This window comes from Tabrizicola sp. T74, assembly GCF_057219935.1.
This window is the reverse complement of record NZ_JBXVVT010000001.1, coordinates 979960-994986: the sequence shown is the minus strand read 5'-3', so window position 1 is coordinate 994986 and position 15027 is coordinate 979960. Positions and strand designations below refer to the sequence as shown.

Annotated in this window: 16 protein-coding genes; 11 read left to right on the top strand and 5 right to left on the bottom strand. The window is 65.6% G+C overall.

What is annotated here, in order from left to right; all coding sequences use genetic code 11:
* Positions 1-129: 129 nt before the first annotated feature.
* Both AC2EAL_RS05215 and AC2EAL_RS05210 read right to left on the bottom strand, forming a co-directional pair.
* Positions 130-789, bottom strand: a complete 660-nt coding sequence (locus AC2EAL_RS05215; RefSeq protein ID WP_484723104.1) for a YggS family pyridoxal phosphate-dependent enzyme — start codon at positions 787-789, stop codon at positions 130-132.
* 96 nt (positions 790-885) lie between these two features.
* Positions 886-1818, bottom strand: coding sequence for a porin (locus tag AC2EAL_RS05210; protein ID WP_484723103.1), 933 nt, complete (start codon positions 1816-1818; stop codon positions 886-888).
* A gap of 259 nt (positions 1819-2077) precedes the next feature.
* Here AC2EAL_RS05210 and AC2EAL_RS05205 point away from each other — a divergent pair, with 259 nt between their 5' ends.
* The 4 genes from AC2EAL_RS05205 to holA all read left to right on the top strand — a co-directional run bounded on the left by AC2EAL_RS05205 (position 2078) and on the right by holA (position 6881).
* Positions 2078-2626 carry a DUF3576 domain-containing protein gene (locus AC2EAL_RS05205; RefSeq protein ID WP_484723102.1) on the top strand — a complete coding sequence of 183 codons (549 nt, stop codon included), beginning with the start codon at positions 2078-2080 and terminating at the stop codon, positions 2624-2626.
* A gap of 91 nt (positions 2627-2717) precedes the next feature.
* On the top strand, positions 2718-5348 hold the full coding sequence (gene leuS, locus AC2EAL_RS05200) for a leucine--tRNA ligase (protein WP_484723101.1): 2631 nt from the start codon (positions 2718-2720) through the stop codon (positions 5346-5348).
* The gene (gene lptE / locus AC2EAL_RS05195) at positions 5335-5871 is read left to right on the top strand and encodes an LPS assembly lipoprotein LptE (RefSeq protein WP_484723100.1); all 537 of its coding nucleotides are present in this window, start codon (positions 5335-5337) and stop codon (positions 5869-5871) included. Before leuS ends, lptE begins: the two co-directional genes overlap by 14 nt.
* Positions 5868-6881, top strand: coding sequence for a DNA polymerase III subunit delta (gene holA / locus AC2EAL_RS05190; protein WP_484723099.1), 1014 nt, complete (start codon positions 5868-5870; stop codon positions 6879-6881). The genes lptE and holA overlap by 4 nt, the downstream gene beginning before the upstream one ends.
* On the opposite strand, the gene AC2EAL_RS05185 is transcribed toward holA, so the two are convergent.
* Entirely contained in the window at positions 6878-7276 is a 399-nt protein-coding gene (locus AC2EAL_RS05185; RefSeq protein ID WP_484723098.1) for an OsmC family protein, read from the bottom strand. The genes holA and AC2EAL_RS05185 overlap by 4 nt on opposite strands.
* Before the next feature lie 93 nt (positions 7277-7369).
* Between AC2EAL_RS05185 and AC2EAL_RS05180 the strand changes: the two genes are divergently transcribed.
* Together AC2EAL_RS05180 and AC2EAL_RS05175 are read left to right on the top strand one after the other, a co-directional pair.
* Positions 7370-7822: a GAF domain-containing protein gene (locus AC2EAL_RS05180; protein ID WP_484723097.1), complete on the top strand. Its 453-nt coding sequence runs from the start codon at positions 7370-7372 to the stop codon at positions 7820-7822.
* Positions 7819-8136 (top strand): hypothetical protein, encoded by a 318-nt coding sequence (locus AC2EAL_RS05175; protein ID WP_484723096.1) that lies wholly within the window; start codon positions 7819-7821, stop codon positions 8134-8136. Before AC2EAL_RS05180 ends, AC2EAL_RS05175 begins: the two co-directional genes overlap by 4 nt.
* Positions 8137-8166: 30 nt before the next feature.
* On the opposite strand, the gene AC2EAL_RS05170 is transcribed toward AC2EAL_RS05175, so the two are convergent.
* Positions 8167-8601, bottom strand: coding sequence for a DMT family transporter (locus AC2EAL_RS05170; protein ID WP_484723095.1), 435 nt, complete (start codon positions 8599-8601; stop codon positions 8167-8169).
* 113 nt (positions 8602-8714) lie between these two features.
* On the opposite strand from AC2EAL_RS05170, the gene AC2EAL_RS05165 reads away from it, so the two are divergent.
* Positions 8715-9623, top strand: a complete 909-nt coding sequence (locus tag AC2EAL_RS05165; RefSeq protein ID WP_484723094.1) for a LysR family transcriptional regulator — start codon at positions 8715-8717, stop codon at positions 9621-9623.
* Between the two features lie 18 nt (positions 9624-9641).
* Here AC2EAL_RS05165 and AC2EAL_RS05160 read toward each other — a convergent pair whose 3' ends face one another.
* Positions 9642-10820, bottom strand: a complete 1179-nt coding sequence (locus tag AC2EAL_RS05160; protein WP_484723093.1) for a glycosyltransferase — start codon at positions 10818-10820, stop codon at positions 9642-9644.
* 226 nt (positions 10821-11046) lie between these two features.
* On the opposite strand from AC2EAL_RS05160, the gene AC2EAL_RS05155 reads away from it, so the two are divergent.
* The 4 genes from AC2EAL_RS05155 (at position 11047) to AC2EAL_RS05140 (ending at position 15011) form a co-directional block, all read left to right on the top strand.
* Positions 11047-12204, top strand: coding sequence for an ABC transporter substrate-binding protein (locus AC2EAL_RS05155; RefSeq protein WP_484723092.1), 1158 nt, complete (start codon positions 11047-11049; stop codon positions 12202-12204).
* A gap of 92 nt (positions 12205-12296) precedes the next feature.
* Positions 12297-13283, top strand: a complete 987-nt coding sequence (locus AC2EAL_RS05150; protein WP_484723091.1) for an ABC transporter ATP-binding protein — start codon at positions 12297-12299, stop codon at positions 13281-13283.
* Positions 13280-14218, top strand: coding sequence for an ABC transporter permease (locus tag AC2EAL_RS05145; protein WP_484723090.1), 939 nt, complete (start codon positions 13280-13282; stop codon positions 14216-14218). The genes AC2EAL_RS05150 and AC2EAL_RS05145 overlap by 4 nt, the downstream gene beginning before the upstream one ends.
* On the top strand, positions 14208-15011 hold the full coding sequence (locus tag AC2EAL_RS05140) for an ABC transporter permease (protein WP_484723089.1): 804 nt from the start codon (positions 14208-14210) through the stop codon (positions 15009-15011). Before AC2EAL_RS05145 ends, AC2EAL_RS05140 begins: the two co-directional genes overlap by 11 nt.
* The last annotated feature ends 16 nt before the right edge of the window (positions 15012-15027 follow it).

The window sequence follows — 15027 nt, the reverse complement described above, 5'->3', positions numbered from 1 at the left end:
CAGCCCCTTCCCACGAAGGGGGAGGGGAGGCGCCTGGCATTGCCGTCACGCCTTGAAGGAGGCGTCCGCGCCTGGCCGCCACGGCAGAGCCTCCGGCGGGAGTATTTGGGAAAAGAGCAAGCCAGCGCGTCAAGCTTGCGGGTAGGCCCGCGCGCCGAAGATCGCACTGCCGACGCGAATGTCGGTCGCGCCATGGGCGATGGCGTTTTCGAAATCGCTGCTCATCCCCATCGAGAGCCGGGGCAGGCCGTGGTCGGCGCCCATCCGGGCCAGCATGGCAAAGTGCGGGGTGGGGTCCTGATCCTCGGGCGGGATGCACATCAGGCCGACGGGGGTAAGGTCCATCGCCTGGCAGTCCTTCAGGAAGCCGCTCAGGTCGGCGGGCAGGACCCCGGCCTTCTGCGGCTCCTCCCCCGTGTTCACCTGCACGAAAAGCTGCGGCAGCGACCCGCGCGCCTGCTGCAGGCTGGCCAGCTTTTGCGCCAGGGAGGGGCGGTCCAGCGTGTGGATCGCGTCGAAGAGGTCCACCGCCAGCTTGGCCTTGTTGGTCTGCAGGGGGCCGATCATGTGCAGTTCCAGCGGGCCATAGCGATCCCGCCAGGCGGGCCATTTCGCGGCGGCTTCCTGCACGTAGTTTTCGCCAAAAATTCGGTGGCCCTGGTCCAGCACCGCTGTGACCCGCTCCGCTGGCTGGACCTTGGACACGGCGATCAGCCGAACGGACCCTTCCGCCCGCCCTGCCGCGCGTTCAGCCGCGTGAATGCGTTGGGTGATGTCTGCCAGTGCCATGCGGTGATCCCCTTTGCCGGGCAACCTAACCGGGCAGGCAGAAAAGAAAAGAGCGGGCACAAGGCCCGCTCTTTCCGTTCGTCCAATCCGGATGGATTAGAACGAGAACTTCAGGCCGACGTCGGCGAAGGTGTTGTCGGTAGCAATATCGTTGTTCTGCTGAACGATACCGGCAGCGAAGGTCGCGCCGCCACCCAGGTCGTAAGCAACGCCCAGGCCAACGTGCTGGGTGTCGTTGCCAGCAACCTTGGTGTTGCCGAAGTCGGTGTAGAAACCGGTGATCGTGGTAGCGCCGGTCACGTAGTCAACCGACAGCGACCAGGTGGTGTCTTTGCCGTTGATGTCGCTGTCAGCGACTTTGGCTTTGACGGTCGCAGCACCGAAGGTGGCCGAGGCCGAGGCCGAGATCAGGTCTTCAGCGTAAACAGTGCCAGCGGCGGGCAGAGTGTAAACCGCCGGAGCAGCGGTGGTGCCGTCGGTGGTTTCCCAGCCGAGAGCGGCCGAGTAGTTGCCAGCCGAGTACTTCACAGCAACGCTGAGCTCTTCAGCAGCGGTCGCACCAGCAGCTGCGCGCTGACCAGCGCCGAGACCGAAGGTGAAGCCACCGGTCGAGTACTCGTAGTAAGCAGCGGTCTTGGTGGTGCCGACGAAGTCGATTTCCTGCAGCGAGTCGTTCGGGCCGTAGCCAACGCCCGAGGTCTGGCCGACGAGAGCGTCAGCAGCGCCGCCAACGTCACCCATGGTCAGCTTGCCGAACGCGCCCGAGATGAACACGGTCGAGTCGCCGTTCGAGGTGTTGCCCTGGCCCGACTGGTCAGCGCGCATCGAAGCGCCGAACGACAGACCAGAGTCGGTTTCACCCGAAGCGGTGAAGACGATACGAACGCGCGAGCTGAACTGGGTAGCCGAGCCAGCAGCGGTGTCCGAGTAGACCAGACCCATGCGGGCCGAACCCGACAGGGCGATTTCCGCGGAGGCAGCGCCAGCCATCAGAGCGAACGCGCTGGTCGCGAGAAGAATCTTTTTCATGTTTCCCTCTTTCTTCAAGGTAAGCCCGCCGCAGGGGAATCCGCAGGGGAATGGAGTGTATTTCCACCGCAACGCCCCGGATTGCAACGACGGCCAGCGAGGCGGGCGAAATCGCCGGAAAGTTGGTGCAGCTATGCCACAGGTTCGCCGGCGGGCCTGCCGTCCGCGCCTTGCACGCGCCCGCCGGGTTACCGTGAAAGCCCTTGGCACGCCCCATGCCCTAAGCTAGACAGCAGGCAAGGGTACGAAGGATGGCCGGATGATCGTGCATCAACTTTGCAAAGCGGCGTTGGTAACGGGGCTTGCCTTCACGCTTTCTGCCTGTGGCGGCGGTATCGGCAGCGGGAACCTGTTCGGCAACCGGTCCTCGATTCCGACCGAGGAACAGATGACCCGGAAGGAACGCGCCGATGCACAGCGCGCGGCAAACGCGGCGGCGAATCCTGACCGCGAGGAGCGCGGCTCGACCATCTGGGACCTGTTCTCGAATTCCGACAACCCGAACACCACGGTCGAGGTCAACAAGTACATCTGGCAAGCCAGCCTGGAAGTGCTGAATTTCCTGCCCATCGAATCGGTTGACCCGTTCACCGGCGTCATCGTGACGGGGTACGGGCGGCCTCCGGGCGGCGGGCGGGCCTATCGCGCGACGATCTATGTGCAGGACCCCGCACTTGATGCGCGCAGCCTGAAGGTGGCGCTGCAGGGCCAGGGCGGCGGGTCGGTCGCGCCGGAAACCGTGCGGGCGATCGAGGATGCGATCCTGACCCGGGCACGCCAGCTGCGGGTGCGCGACAGCAAGCTTTAAGCATCTGGAATGGCGGTTTGTACCGGGAAGGGGTGGACCTTTCCCGGTCTCCATGTGTAATTCCGCGCGGAATTCCCCAAGAGGCCCCCTGATGGCGCGTTACACCCCTTCGCAGATCGAACCCAAGTGGCAGGCGGCCTGGGACAAGGCGGGGGCCTTCACGGCAAAGCGCGATCCGGCGAAGCCCAAGTATTATGTGCTGGAGATGTTCCCCTACCCGTCAGGGCGCATCCACATGGGGCATGTGCGCAACTACACGATGGGCGACGTGGTGGCGCGGCACAAGGCGGCCTGTGGGTACAGCGTCCTCCATCCGATGGGCTGGGACGCGTTCGGCATGCCGGCGGAAAACGCGGCGATGGAGCGGGGCGGGCATCCGAAGGACTGGACCTACGGCAACATCGCCGACATGAAGGCGCAGATGAAGCCGCTGGGCCTGTCGATCGACTGGTCGCGCGAGTTGGCGACCTGCGATCCGGAGTATTACGGCCAGCAGCAGGCCATGTTCCTGGACATGATGGAAGCGGGCCTCGTTTACCGGAAGGCTGCGGTCGTGAACTGGGACCCGGTCGACATGACGGTTCTGGCGAACGAGCAGGTGATCGACGGCAAGGGCTGGCGGTCGGGTGCGGCGGTCGAACGGAGGGAGCTGACGCAGTGGTTCTTCAAGATCAGCGACTATTCCGATGAGCTGTTGTCGGCGCTGGACGGGCTGACGAACTGGCCGGAGAAGGTGCGCCTGATGCAGGCGAACTGGATCGGCAAGTCGCGGGGTCTGCAGTTTGCGTTCGAGACGGTGGGGGCTCCTGCCGGGTTCGAGACGCTGGAGGTCTACACGACCCGGCCCGACACGCTGATGGGGGCAAGCTTTGCCGCGATCAGCCCGGACCATCCCTTGGCCAAGGCGCTTGAGACCGACCCGAAGGTCGCCGCCTTCGTCGCCGAATGCCGCAAGGGTGGCACCTCGGCCGAAGAGATCGAGACGGCCGAGAAGATCGGGTTGGACACCGGGATCCGGGTGAAGCATCCGCTTGATCCGACTTGGGAATTGCCGGTCTGGATCGCGAACTTCATCCTGATGGATTACGGCACCGGGGCGATCTTCGGCTGCCCGGCGCATGACCAGCGCGACTTCGACTTTGCGACAAAATACGGGTTGCCGATCAAGCCCGTGTTCACGGCGGACGGCAACGATGCCGTGCTGACCGAGGCCTACGTGCCGATGAAGTCGGAAAAGGTGCACTACATCCGCGGTTTCGCCGGGGATAAGGTGCAGACCGGCGACGAGGGCGTGGCCAGCGCCATCGCGCATGCCGAGGCCAAGGGCTATGGCAAGGGCGTGACGAAGTACCGGTTGCGCGACTGGGGCGTTTCCCGCCAGCGCTATTGGGGTTGCCCGATCCCGGTGATCCACTGCGCGAGTTGCGGCGTGGTGCCCGAGAAGAAGGAAAACCTGCCGATCGAGCTGCCCTATGACGTCAGCTTCGACAAGCCCGGCAACCCGCTGGACCGGCATCCGACCTGGGCCGCTACCACCTGCCCGAAATGCGGGGCAGCGGCCCGGCGCGAGACGGACACGATGGACACCTTCGTCGATTCGTCCTGGTACTACGCCCGCTTTACCGCCCCGCGCGCGACGACGCCGACCGTGCTCGAGGATGCCGATTACTGGATGAACGTCGACCAGTACATCGGCGGGATCGAGCATGCGATCCTGCACCTTCTGTACAGCCGATTCTTCGCCCGGGCGATGCACAAGACCGGCCACCTGCCCGCAAAGGCCATCGAGCCGTTCAATGCGCTGTTCACCCAAGGCATGGTCACGCACGAGATCTACCGGTCCATCGACCTGCAGGGTCGGCCGGTCTATCACCTGCCGGAAGACGTCGTGCGCCTGACCATCCAGGGCGAGGCGGTGGCATTCCTGAAGATCCACCATGAGATCGACCTGACCGGGCTCAGCGACGCCCAGGTCAAGGAAATGCTGATGGAAGCGGCCGCCACGCCGATCGAGATCATTCCTTCGGCCAAGATGTCGAAGTCGAAGAAGAACGTCGTCGACCCGATGAACATCATCAAGGCCTTCGGCGCCGACACCGCCCGCTGGTTCGTGATGTCCGACTCGCCCCCCGACCGCGACGTGGAATGGACCTCGTCGGGCGCGGAAGCCGCGTACAAGCATCTGTCCCGGGTCTGGAGCCTGTCGTCGCGGATCGGCCAGATGCCGGCCGACCACAAGGGCGAAGGCGACGCGGATCTGGCGAAGGCCATGGCCAAGGCGATCACCGAGGTGTCCCGGGACATCGAAAACTTTGCCTTCAACAAGGCCATCGCGACGCTTTACGCCTTTACCAACACCATTGCGCGGGCCAATGCCTCGACCCCGGTGATGAAGGAGGCGATCCGCACGCTGGCCAAGCTGATGTCGCCGATGACCCCGCACCTGGCCGAGGAGGTCTGGTCGCTGCAGGGCGGTGAGGGTCTTTGCGCGCAGGCGCCCTGGCCCAAGGCCGACCCCGCCCTCTTGGTCGATGACCGGGTGACGCTGCCGATCCAGATCAACGGCAAGCGGCGGGCGGAAATCAGCGTGCCGAAGGACATGGCCCCGGCCGAGGTTGAAAAGCTGGCGCTGGCGGAAGAGGATGTGGTCAAGTTCCTTGCCGGGCAGCCGGTGAAGAAGATCATCGTCGTCCCGGGCCGCATCATCAATGTCGTCGTCTGAGCGAAAAGACCCCGTTGCCCCGCCGTCCCCGCTTCGGGGGGTTGGGATCGGTCGTCGTTTCGTCCTGCTCGCCCCCCTGGCGCTGGCTGCCTGCGGGTTCACCCCGGCGCTGGCGCCCGATGGCCCGGCGTCGCGGCTGATGGGCACGGTCTATGTCCAGGACCCGACCGGCAAGAACGGCTTTGACCTGGTCGAACGGCTGGAGGAACGGCTGGGGCGGCCCGAAAACCCGCGCTATGACCTGGGCTACACCATCGTCACCGAAACCGTGGGCGTCGGCATCACCACCGACAACAAGATCACCCGCTACAACCTGAAAGGCGTGGTCGACTACAGCCTGACCGACCGTGTCTCTGGCGCGCGGGTGGCGGGTGGCCGGGTGCAGAACTTCACCGCCTATTCGGCCACCGGCTCTACCGTCGCCGGGCTGGCGGCCGAGGAAGACGCCGCTCTCCGGCTGATGCGCATCCTGGCCGACCAGATCACGGCCCAGCTGATCGCGGCGTCCGCCAAACTGCCATGATCCTGAAGGGGGTAGAGGCCGCCCGCTATTGCGCCCGGCCCGACCCGGGGCGTGCGGGGCTGTTGATCTTTGGCGCGGACGCCATGCGGGTGGCGCTGAAGCGGCAGGATGCCATCGCTGCGCTGGTCGGGCCGGAGGGCGAGGCCGAGATGCGGCTGACCCGGATGTCGGGCGCGGACCTGAGGAAGGACGGCAGCCTCCTCCTCGACGCGATCAAGGCGGTGGGCTTCTTCCGCGGCCCAAGGGTGGCCTTCGTCGAGGATGCGACCGACGGGCTGGCCGAAGTGATCGGCGTGGCGCTGGCGGAATGGAAGCCCGGCGATGCGGTGATCGTGGTGACGGGCGGCGGGCTGACCGGGAAATCCGCGCTGAAGACGCTGTTCGATAAGCACCCGAATGCCGTCAGCATCGGACTTTACGACGATCCGCCCAGCCGGGAAGAGATCGAGGAGGCGCTGAAGAAGGCCGGTCTGCGCGACATCGACCGCGAGGCGATGAACGACCTGAACACGCTTGCCCGCGCCCTTGATCCCGGCGATTTCCGGCAGACGCTGGAGAAGATTGCGCTGTACAAGTATCGCGACGAGACGCCTCTGACGCCTGCAGACGTGGCCGCCATGGCCCCCGCCACCATCGAGGCCGAGGTTGACGACCTAGTCGACGCCGTGGCCGAGGCCCGTGCCAATGCCATCGGCCCGCTGTTCCGGCGGCTGGAAGGCCAGGGCGTGCTGCCGGTGACGATCTGCATCGGCGCGCTGCGGCATTTCCGCATCCTGCACGCGGCGGCAACCGATCCGCAGGGGCCGGGGGTCGGCATCCAGAAGGCCCGCGTCAACTTCAAGCAGAAAGACGCGATGGGGCGTCAGGCCGGACAATGGGGGGTTCGCGCGCTGGAGCAGGCGGTGGCGATCCTGTTGGAGACTGACCTGACGCTGCGGTCGGCCAGCAAGGCGCCCGGCATGGCGCTGATGGAACGCGCGCTGATCCGCATCGCGATGACCCGGCGCTAGGCGCGGCGGATCGTCCCCGTAAGCGGCACCGCCGCCGCCAGCGTGTTGGAAATTGTCCCGTATTTCAGGATGTTGCGATGCAGAAGGTCCAGCCGGGCATCGGTTTCCGGCGTGGCGACCACGATTTCGTACCGGATCGCGGTCAGCTTGGGCGGGCTGTCCTGGCGGTCGGCCTCAAGCACGACTTTCATGCCGTCCAGCTGGAACTTCAGCGTCGGCAGCACCCGTTCGGCGCCCTTGATCATGCAGGCGGCCAGGGCGGACAACAGCAGCTCCACCGGGTTCATCGCGTCCTTGCGGCCCTCCATGTCGGTGGCGAGGCGGACTTCGGCGCCGTGGGTTGTCGCCTGGCTGCCAGTCGCATCCAGCCTGCGCGCACTGATCTGGTATTGCATGCCTGTCCCCCGCATTGACACTGTCCTGTGCAACCCGACAATGGCCGGCATGACGGCGGCGCGCCTTGATCCGGCGCAAACCGGGAGCGGCCCTTGACTGTCCTGACCGAGCTTCATCGCGCCTGCGCCGCCCTTGGCACCCGGCTGTTCACGGTCACGGCGCTGGATGACCGCGCAGCGCTGCATCGCCGGGTCTACACCTCGCATCTGATCGAGTATCCGCTGCAGGGGACGAAACCGCTGGACAGGGACGCCTGGTATGCCGCCTGCGTTTCTGCCCGAAAGCCTTTCGTGGCGAACAGTCCGGCAGAGTTCGAACGGCATTTCTTCGACCATGCGCTGATCGTGTCACTGGGCCTGGGGTCCTGCGTCAACCTGCCGGTCGTGGCTGACGACACGGTCTGCGGTACGGTGAACCTGCTGGCCGAGGCCGGGCATTTCACGCCTGAACGGCTGGCGGCCTATCAGGCCCTGGTGTCCAGATCCGAACCCGAGATCTGCGCCGCGTTGCGGGCCGAGGCCTTCGCCGAAAGGGGCCGGACGTGACCGACGCCACCGCTATGGAAACCTTTCTCGCCCCGCTGGTGCGGATCACGCGGAAGTGGCGCGACATCGAGGGGCTGGTGTTCTGGGGTGGCGAGGGTTGGGGCGACAGCCCCTCCGAAGCGCTGGAGGCGGAAGAGGTGGTGTTCTACGCCGAAGGGCTGCTGCTGGACGGGTTCCACATGGACTGGACGCTGGTCGTCGATGCCACGGGCGCGGTCGACCATCTGCGGCTCTGCTTCTGGCAGGACGGTCCGCCGCCGCCTGCACTGCGGCCCGGCTGGACAGCTCTGGAAACCGGGCGCTGGACGGGCTGAGTCTTCGAGTTTTCGACGAAAATTCGGGGCTTAAGCCCGCGACAGGATCAGACCGGCCATCACCAGACCGGCGGCGGCGATGCGGGTGGGCGTGATCTCGCGCGTGGCAACCCCAAGGGCGCCGGTCGAGTCGATGACCATCGCGGCGGTCATCTGGCCCAGGATCAGCGCCGAGACCAACGTCAGCACACCCAGATGCGACACGCCCCAGACCGCGGTCAGCACATACCAGGCGCCAAGGCAGCCGCCGAACAGCATCCAGCCCGGAACCTGCGGCAGCTTCAGGAAGGCCCCACCCTGCCCCTGCGCCAGCGCGATGACCATGAGGACGACGAAGCCCACGCCGAACGAGACGGCAGCGGCGGGAACCGGGCCGCCCAGCTCTCGCGCGAGCGCTGCGTTGACCGGGGCTTGCAGCGCTATGGCGACGCCACCCAGCACAACCGCCAACAATACCCAGACCATCCCCGCCTCCGTTTCGTTTTTCGCTACAAAGACACAGCACCACAGGCGCCGCAAGCCTTGCCATGTGCCCATCTATCTGGCAGATGATAACCTAGGTCCTATCGCGGTTTCCGATGGCATTTACCCTGCGCCAGCTGCAATTCTTTGTCGGAGCCGCCGAGGCTGGTTCCGTTTCCGGTGCGGCGCGGGCCTTGTCGATCAGCCAGTCCTCGGTCACCGAGGCCATTCGCGCGCTGGAAGACGACCTTGGCGTGGTGCTGTTTGACCGGCAGGCGCGCGGCATCCTTCTGACGCACAAGGGATCAGCCTTTCTGCGCCATGCCCGGCAGATCCTGGCGGATGTGGCGACCGCCCGCACGACCTTCCAGATCGAAGCGGAGACCGCCCGCGGCCGCCTGTCGCTGGGGGTGACCAGCTTGGTCGCGGGCTATGTGCTGTCCGACATCCTGCAGCGCTATCGCCGGGCCTTCCCGCAGGTCGAACTGAACGTGATCGAGGACAGTGGCGAATACCTGCAGCACCTCTTGATCGGGGGGGAACTGGACGTGGCGGTCCTTCTTACCTCATCCGTACACGACCGCATGGCGCTGAATGTCGAGACGCTGCTGGTGTCGCCCTATCGCCTCTGGCTGCCGCTGGGCCACCCGCTGGCGCAGCAGGAAAGCATTGCGCTGGAAGAGCTTGCGGGCACGCCGATGATCCAGCTGATGGTGGACGAGATCGAGGAATCGACCCGCCGCCTGACCGCCGCCCTGCCAGTGAAGCCGCAGATCGCCTTCCGCACCCGGAGTGTCGAGGCCGTGCGGTCGCTGGTCGCCACCGGCGCGGGGCTGGCGATCCTGCCGAGCCTCGTCTACCGGCCCTGGTCCCTGGAAGGCGACCGGATCGAGATCCGCGATGTCTCGGGCGACCTGCCGTCGGTGCAGGTGGGACTGGCCTGGCGCAAGGGCGCGCCGCTGACCGGACCGGCGTCGAACTTCATCCGCTCGGCGCAAAGCACGGCCGTCACCCGCCCCGGCTGATCGCGTCCCTGACCCCGGTCAGGCCGCGACGTCCAGAAGCTTGACCCCGGCGATCTGGGCAAGGTGTTCCATCCGGCGCTTGAATTCCGGCAGGAAGCCATGCGCCCGCGAGAACGCCCAGGCATTGCGGCTGGCGGTGTCGATCGCCGCGGGCTGCCGCGACAGTTCCGCGACCCGGTCGGCCAGCGCAAGCGGTTCACCAAGCGGCACGCCCCAGCCGGCTTTGGCCTCGGCGTTCAGCCGGCTCCACATCCGGTTGTCATAGCTGGCGACCGCAACTCCGCAGCCCATCGCCTCGATGTAGGTGCAGGACGGGTCGGACTGGCGATGACAGCCGATGAAGAGATCAGCCTGCGTCCGGGTGAAAGGCACCAGTTCCGTCTCGAAGTCGACGGCCCGATGCAGCCGGACCCGGGCCGGTTCCTTCAACTGTTGCATGCCGGCCATGATCTCGCCCTCAAGCGCGCCGGTGCCGAAGATATCGAGCGTGAAGTCGACCCCCTTCTCGGACAGTCGCTGCGCCACCGGAATCAGGTCCTGCGCGCCCTTCATCGGCTCGAGCCGGCCCGAGAAGATCAGCCGCAGCGGCCCGCCTGCCGCACGGCGCGCCTCACGCGCGGCCATTTCCGCCTCGGTCGCGAAGAGGGCAGGCGTCATCCGGCCGTCGAGGTACAGAAGGCAGTCCCTGGTCATCCCGGCATAGGCGTCGTAAGCCGGGTAACCATTTGCCTGCAGCGCATCCGAGGCCCGGAACGCCTTTAACCGCCGCTTTTCCTGTTGCCGCAGCCACATCCCACCCTTCAGCCGCCGCAAGAAGCCCCGATGGCGATCAAGGGCCAGGATCTGCAACCTGGTTTCCTGCGTGTATTCAATCACATAGACGATCTTCTGCCCGGGCTTCAGATGGTCGGTCAGGCCCAGGCAATGAAAGTCGTCCCCGCCGGCATAGATCAGGCCGTGCCCGTCCAGATGCCCGGCGGTCAGTTCTTCGTGCGGGTCGAGGAGCAAGAGGTCGAACGGCAGGTCGGCGCGGTCATAGTCGCGGCCGAAGGGGATCGACGGGACACCGCGCCGCAAGGCAACGGTGATCCGGTTTGGCCAATGCGCCTGTTGGACACGCATGCCCTCGACGAACTTCACGTCAAGCCGCAGCTTGTCGCCGGCTTCGATTACCGGCGCAGGCGCTATCATCAGCATGTCCACCATCCACCCACAGCCCAATGTCCTGTTTACCTAAGCAGAGTCCGAAACCATACAAGCAATAGCAACCGAAACAATCACAGCGCGTCGTCATGCATCGGTAATCCCGATATCTGGCTTCAGTTTTTTGTTATTGTGAAAGTTTCATGGCATCCTACGCTTTTTTCAAGTCCGCGAGAACGGACTCTCTGCGCATGCAAGAGACAACCAACGGGAGCCTGCCATGAAACACCTTCGACTGCTGGGAACGACCACACTTGCGCTTTTGACCGGACTCTCCCCCGTCCTGGCCCAGGTCACCGAGATCGGTGCGCCGGAAGGACAGGTGAACATCGTCGCCTGGCCGGGCTATATCGAGCGCGGCGAGACGATGAAGGAATTCGACTGGGTCACCAAGTTCGAGGCCGCAAGCGGCTGCAAGGTCAACGTCAAGACCGCGAACACCAGTGACGAGATGGTCGCGCTGATGAACGAAGGCGGGTTCGACCTCGTCACCGCCTCGGGCGACGCGTCCCTGCGCCTGGTGGCCGGTGACCGCGTGCAGCCGATCAACATCGACCTGATCCCGTCCTGGTCCACGGTCGATGACCGCCTGAAGTCGGCGCCCTGGCACACGGTCGACGGCGTCCACTACGGCGTGCCCTACATGTGGGGGCCGAACGTGCTGATGTACAACACCGAAGTCTTCAAGGAGCCGCCGACCAGCTGGAACGTGGTGTTCGAAGAGATGACGCTGCCCGACGGCCAGTCGAACAAGGGCCGCGTGCAGGCCTATGACGGGCCGATCCACATCGCCGACGCCGCGCAGTACCTGATGTTCCACAAGCCGGAACTGGGCATCACCTCGCCCTACGAGCTGAACGAGGACCAGTACAAGGCCGCGCTCGACCTTCTGCGCGTGCAGCGCAATCTGGTCAGCCGCTACTGGCACGACGCCTTCATCCAGATCGACGACTTCAAGAACGAAGGCGTGGTCGCCTCGGGCTCCTGGCCGTTCCAGCGCAACCTATTGCAGTCGGACAGCCAGCCCATCGCGAGCGTGATCCCGCAGGAAGGCGCGACGGGCTGGGCTGACACGACGATGATGCATGTCGATGCGGCGAACCCGAACTGCAGCTACCTGTGGATGGAGCACACGCTGTCGTCGAACCTGCAGGCCGACCTTGCGGTCTGGTTCGGCGCGAACCCGGCGGTTCCGGCGGCTTGCACCGATGGTCGCGGCATGTCGACGGCCGAGACCTGCACCGCGAACGGGATGGACGATTTCGAGAAGATCCGGTTCTGGACCACTCCGGTGTCGAACTGCTCTCAGGGTGAAGGCGCCTGCGTGCCCTATTACCGCTGGGTCTCGGACTACATCGGCGTGATCGGCGGCCGCTGATCGCCTGATCCTGGGGTGGGCGAGGTCGCCCACCCTACTTCTCCCCATCATCGCAAGGGACGGTGCGCTGTAGCGCACCCTACGATCGACCCATGACCGCAGCCGTCGAATTCCAGAACGTCTCGCGCCACTTCGGCACCGTCAAGGCCGTTGATGGCGTGGACCTGACCATCGCCGAGGGGTCGTTCTTCGCCATGCTCGGGCCGTCAGGGTCGGGCAAGACCACCTGCCTGCGGCTGATCTCCGGCTTTGAAAAGCCCACCGGCGGCGCGATCCGCATCTTCGGCGAGGATGTCTCGGCGACCCCGCCGCACCTGCGGAACGTGAACACGGTGTTCCAGGACTATGCGCTGTTTCCCCACCTGAACGTGCGCGACAACGTGGCCTATGGGCTGATGGTCAAGGGCGTGGGCCGATCGGCGCGCTATGCCAAGGCCGAGGAGATGCTGGCGCTGGTCAAGCTTAACGGCTACGGCGACCGCAAGCCTGCGCAACTGTCGGGCGGGCAGCGGCAACGAGTGGCTTTGGCCCGCGCGCTGGTGAACGAACCCCGCGTGCTGCTGCTGGACGAACCCCTCGGTGCGCTGGACCTGAAGCTGCGCGAGGCGATGCAGGATGAGTTGAAGGCGCTGCAGAAGCGGCTGGGCCTGACCTTCGTCTTCGTGACTCATGACCAGCACGAGGCCCTGTCGATGGCCGACAGCCTGGCGGTGTTCAACGAAGGCCGGATCGCCCAGATCGGCACCCCGCAGGACATCTACGACCGCCCGGCCACCCGCTTCGTCGCCGATTTCGTTGGCTCGTCAAACGTGCTGCCCCCAGACCTGACCCGCGCCTTGGGTGGTCCGGCGCAATGGGCATCGCTGCGCCCTGAGGCGACGCGCCTTGCCGCGACCGGCCCGGTCCAGGGCACCGTGACCGCGCTGCGCTATCTGGGGTCCGGCACCCGAGTAGTGATCGACGCGGGCGGCACGGAAATCGCGGCCCTCGTTCCCGCTGGCCAGCCGGTCCCGGCGGAAGGTGCGACGACCGCCATCGCCTTTGAACCGTCCGCTCTGCATCTGATGGGGACGGCATGACCGCCCCCGCGATCCTGCCCGCCAAAGGTGCGGCGGACCGGCTGACTGGCGTCTTCTGGCGGCAGCCGCGGCTCCTTCTGGTCCTCCTCATCACCCCGCCGCTGCTGTGGCTTGCGGTGGTCTATCTCGGCTCGCTCGCCGCCCTGCTCCTCCAATCCTTCTACTCGATCGACGAGTTCTCGGGCGTGGTGAAGGAGGAGTTCACGCTCAAGACCTATGCCGAGCTCTTCCGGGCGCAGAACCTGGACATCATCCTGCGGACCGTGGTCATGGCAACGGCGGTGACGCTCGCCTGCGCGGTGCTGGCCTTCCCCATCGCCTACTACGCCGCGCGCTATGCCAAGGGGACGTGGAAGGCGGCCTTCTACCTGGGCGTCATGCTGCCGCTGTGGTCGTCCTACCTGGTCAAGGTCTATGCCTGGAAGCTGATCCTGGCCAAGGAGGGCATCATCGGCTGGGCGGCGGAAGGCACCGGGACCAGCTTCATCATCGATGGCATCCTGTCCATTCCGGGCCTTGAGGGCTCGTCCCTTTCCACCTCGCCCTTCGGAACCTTCGTCGTCTTCGTCTATATCTGGCTCCCGTACATGATCCTGCCGATGCAGGCGGCGCTGGAGCGGGTGCCGAACTCCATGCTCGAAGCCTCCGCCGACCTGGGTGCCACGCAGGCCCAAACCTTCCGCACCGTGATCCTGCCGCTGGCCCTTCCCGGAGTCATCGCGGGCTCGATCTTCACCTTCTCGCTGACCTTGGGCGACTACATCATTCCGCAGATCATCGGGGATTCGTCGCGCTTCATCGGCCTGACCGTCTACCAGCTGCAGGGCACCGCCGGGAACACGCCTTTGGCCGCCGCCTTTGCCGTGGTGCCGATCCTGATCATGGTGATCTACCTGACGCTCGCCAAACGCGCGGGGGCCTTCGATGCGCTCTGACGCCTCATGGGGCCTGAAGGCCGCGGCCATCGGAGGCCTCCTCTTCCTCCACCTGCCGATCCTGTTGATCTTCCTCTACGCCTTCACGACCGAGGAGCGCAGCTACGCCTTCCCGCCGCCCGGCCTGACCACCGAATGGTTCGCCGTCGCCTGGAACCGCGAGGACATCTGGCCGCCCCTTTACCTCTCGCTGCAGGTCGCGGCCATCGCCACGGTCCTTGCCATGATCCTTGGCACGCTGGCCGCCGCCGCCATGGCACGGGCCAGCTTCTTCGGGCGCGATCAGGTCTCGCTCCTCATCCTCCTACCCATCGCCCTGCCCGGGGTCATCACCGGCATGTCCTTGCGGTCGGCCTTCGGGATCATGGACATACCCTTTTCGACCTGGACCATCGTCCTTGGCCACGCGACCTTCTGCATCGTCATCGTCTACAACAACGCCATCGCCCGAATGCGGCGGCTGTCGGGCGGCATCCTGGAGGCCAGCGCCGACCTTGGCGCGAACAGCTTCCAGACCTTCCGCTATGTCCTCTTGCCGAACCTCGGCTCCGCGCTTCTGGCCGGCGGGATGCTCGCCTTCGCGCTGTCTTTCGACGAGGTCATCGTCACCACCTTCACTGCGGGCCAGCAATCCACCCTGCCGATCTGGATGCTGAACGAGCTTGTCCGCCCGCGCCAGCGCCCCGTCACCAACGTCGTCGCCATCGTGGTCTTTGCCGCCACCTTCGTGCCGATCCTCATCGCCTACTACCTCACCCGCGGCGGGTCCGAGACCGCCGGCATGGGCAAATAACGGAGGAATTCCCATG

What these genes read in the sequence shown, in the direction of transcription:
- AC2EAL_RS05215 (WP_484723104.1), bottom strand. Translation starts at nt 789, where the DNA reads ATGGCACTGGCAGACATCACCCAACGCATTCACGCGGCTGAACGCGCG.
- AC2EAL_RS05210 (WP_484723103.1), bottom strand. Translation starts at nt 1,818, where the DNA reads ATGAAAAAGATTCTTCTCGCGACCAGCGCGTTCGCTCTGATGGCTGGC.
- AC2EAL_RS05205 (WP_484723102.1), top strand. Translation starts at nt 2,078, where the DNA reads ATGATCGTGCATCAACTTTGCAAAGCGGCGTTGGTAACGGGGCTTGCC.
- leuS (WP_484723101.1), top strand. Translation starts at nt 2,718, where the DNA reads ATGGCGCGTTACACCCCTTCGCAGATCGAACCCAAGTGGCAGGCGGCC.
- lptE (WP_484723100.1), top strand. Translation starts at nt 5,335, where the DNA reads ATGTCGTCGTCTGAGCGAAAAGACCCCGTTGCCCCGCCGTCCCCGCTT.
- holA (WP_484723099.1), top strand. Translation starts at nt 5,868, where the DNA reads ATGATCCTGAAGGGGGTAGAGGCCGCCCGCTATTGCGCCCGGCCCGAC.
- AC2EAL_RS05185 (WP_484723098.1), bottom strand. Translation starts at nt 7,276, where the DNA reads ATGCAATACCAGATCAGTGCGCGCAGGCTGGATGCGACTGGCAGCCAG.
- AC2EAL_RS05170 (WP_484723095.1), bottom strand. Translation starts at nt 8,601, where the DNA reads ATGGTCTGGGTATTGTTGGCGGTTGTGCTGGGTGGCGTCGCCATAGCG.
- AC2EAL_RS05165 (WP_484723094.1), top strand. Translation starts at nt 8,715, where the DNA reads ATGGCATTTACCCTGCGCCAGCTGCAATTCTTTGTCGGAGCCGCCGAG.
- AC2EAL_RS05160 (WP_484723093.1), bottom strand. Translation starts at nt 10,820, where the DNA reads ATGCTGATGATAGCGCCTGCGCCGGTAATCGAAGCCGGCGACAAGCTG.
- AC2EAL_RS05155 (WP_484723092.1), top strand. Translation starts at nt 11,047, where the DNA reads ATGAAACACCTTCGACTGCTGGGAACGACCACACTTGCGCTTTTGACC.
- AC2EAL_RS05150 (WP_484723091.1), top strand. Translation starts at nt 12,297, where the DNA reads ATGACCGCAGCCGTCGAATTCCAGAACGTCTCGCGCCACTTCGGCACC.
- AC2EAL_RS05145 (WP_484723090.1), top strand. Translation starts at nt 13,280, where the DNA reads ATGACCGCCCCCGCGATCCTGCCCGCCAAAGGTGCGGCGGACCGGCTG.
- AC2EAL_RS05140 (WP_484723089.1), top strand. Translation starts at nt 14,208, where the DNA reads ATGCGCTCTGACGCCTCATGGGGCCTGAAGGCCGCGGCCATCGGAGGC.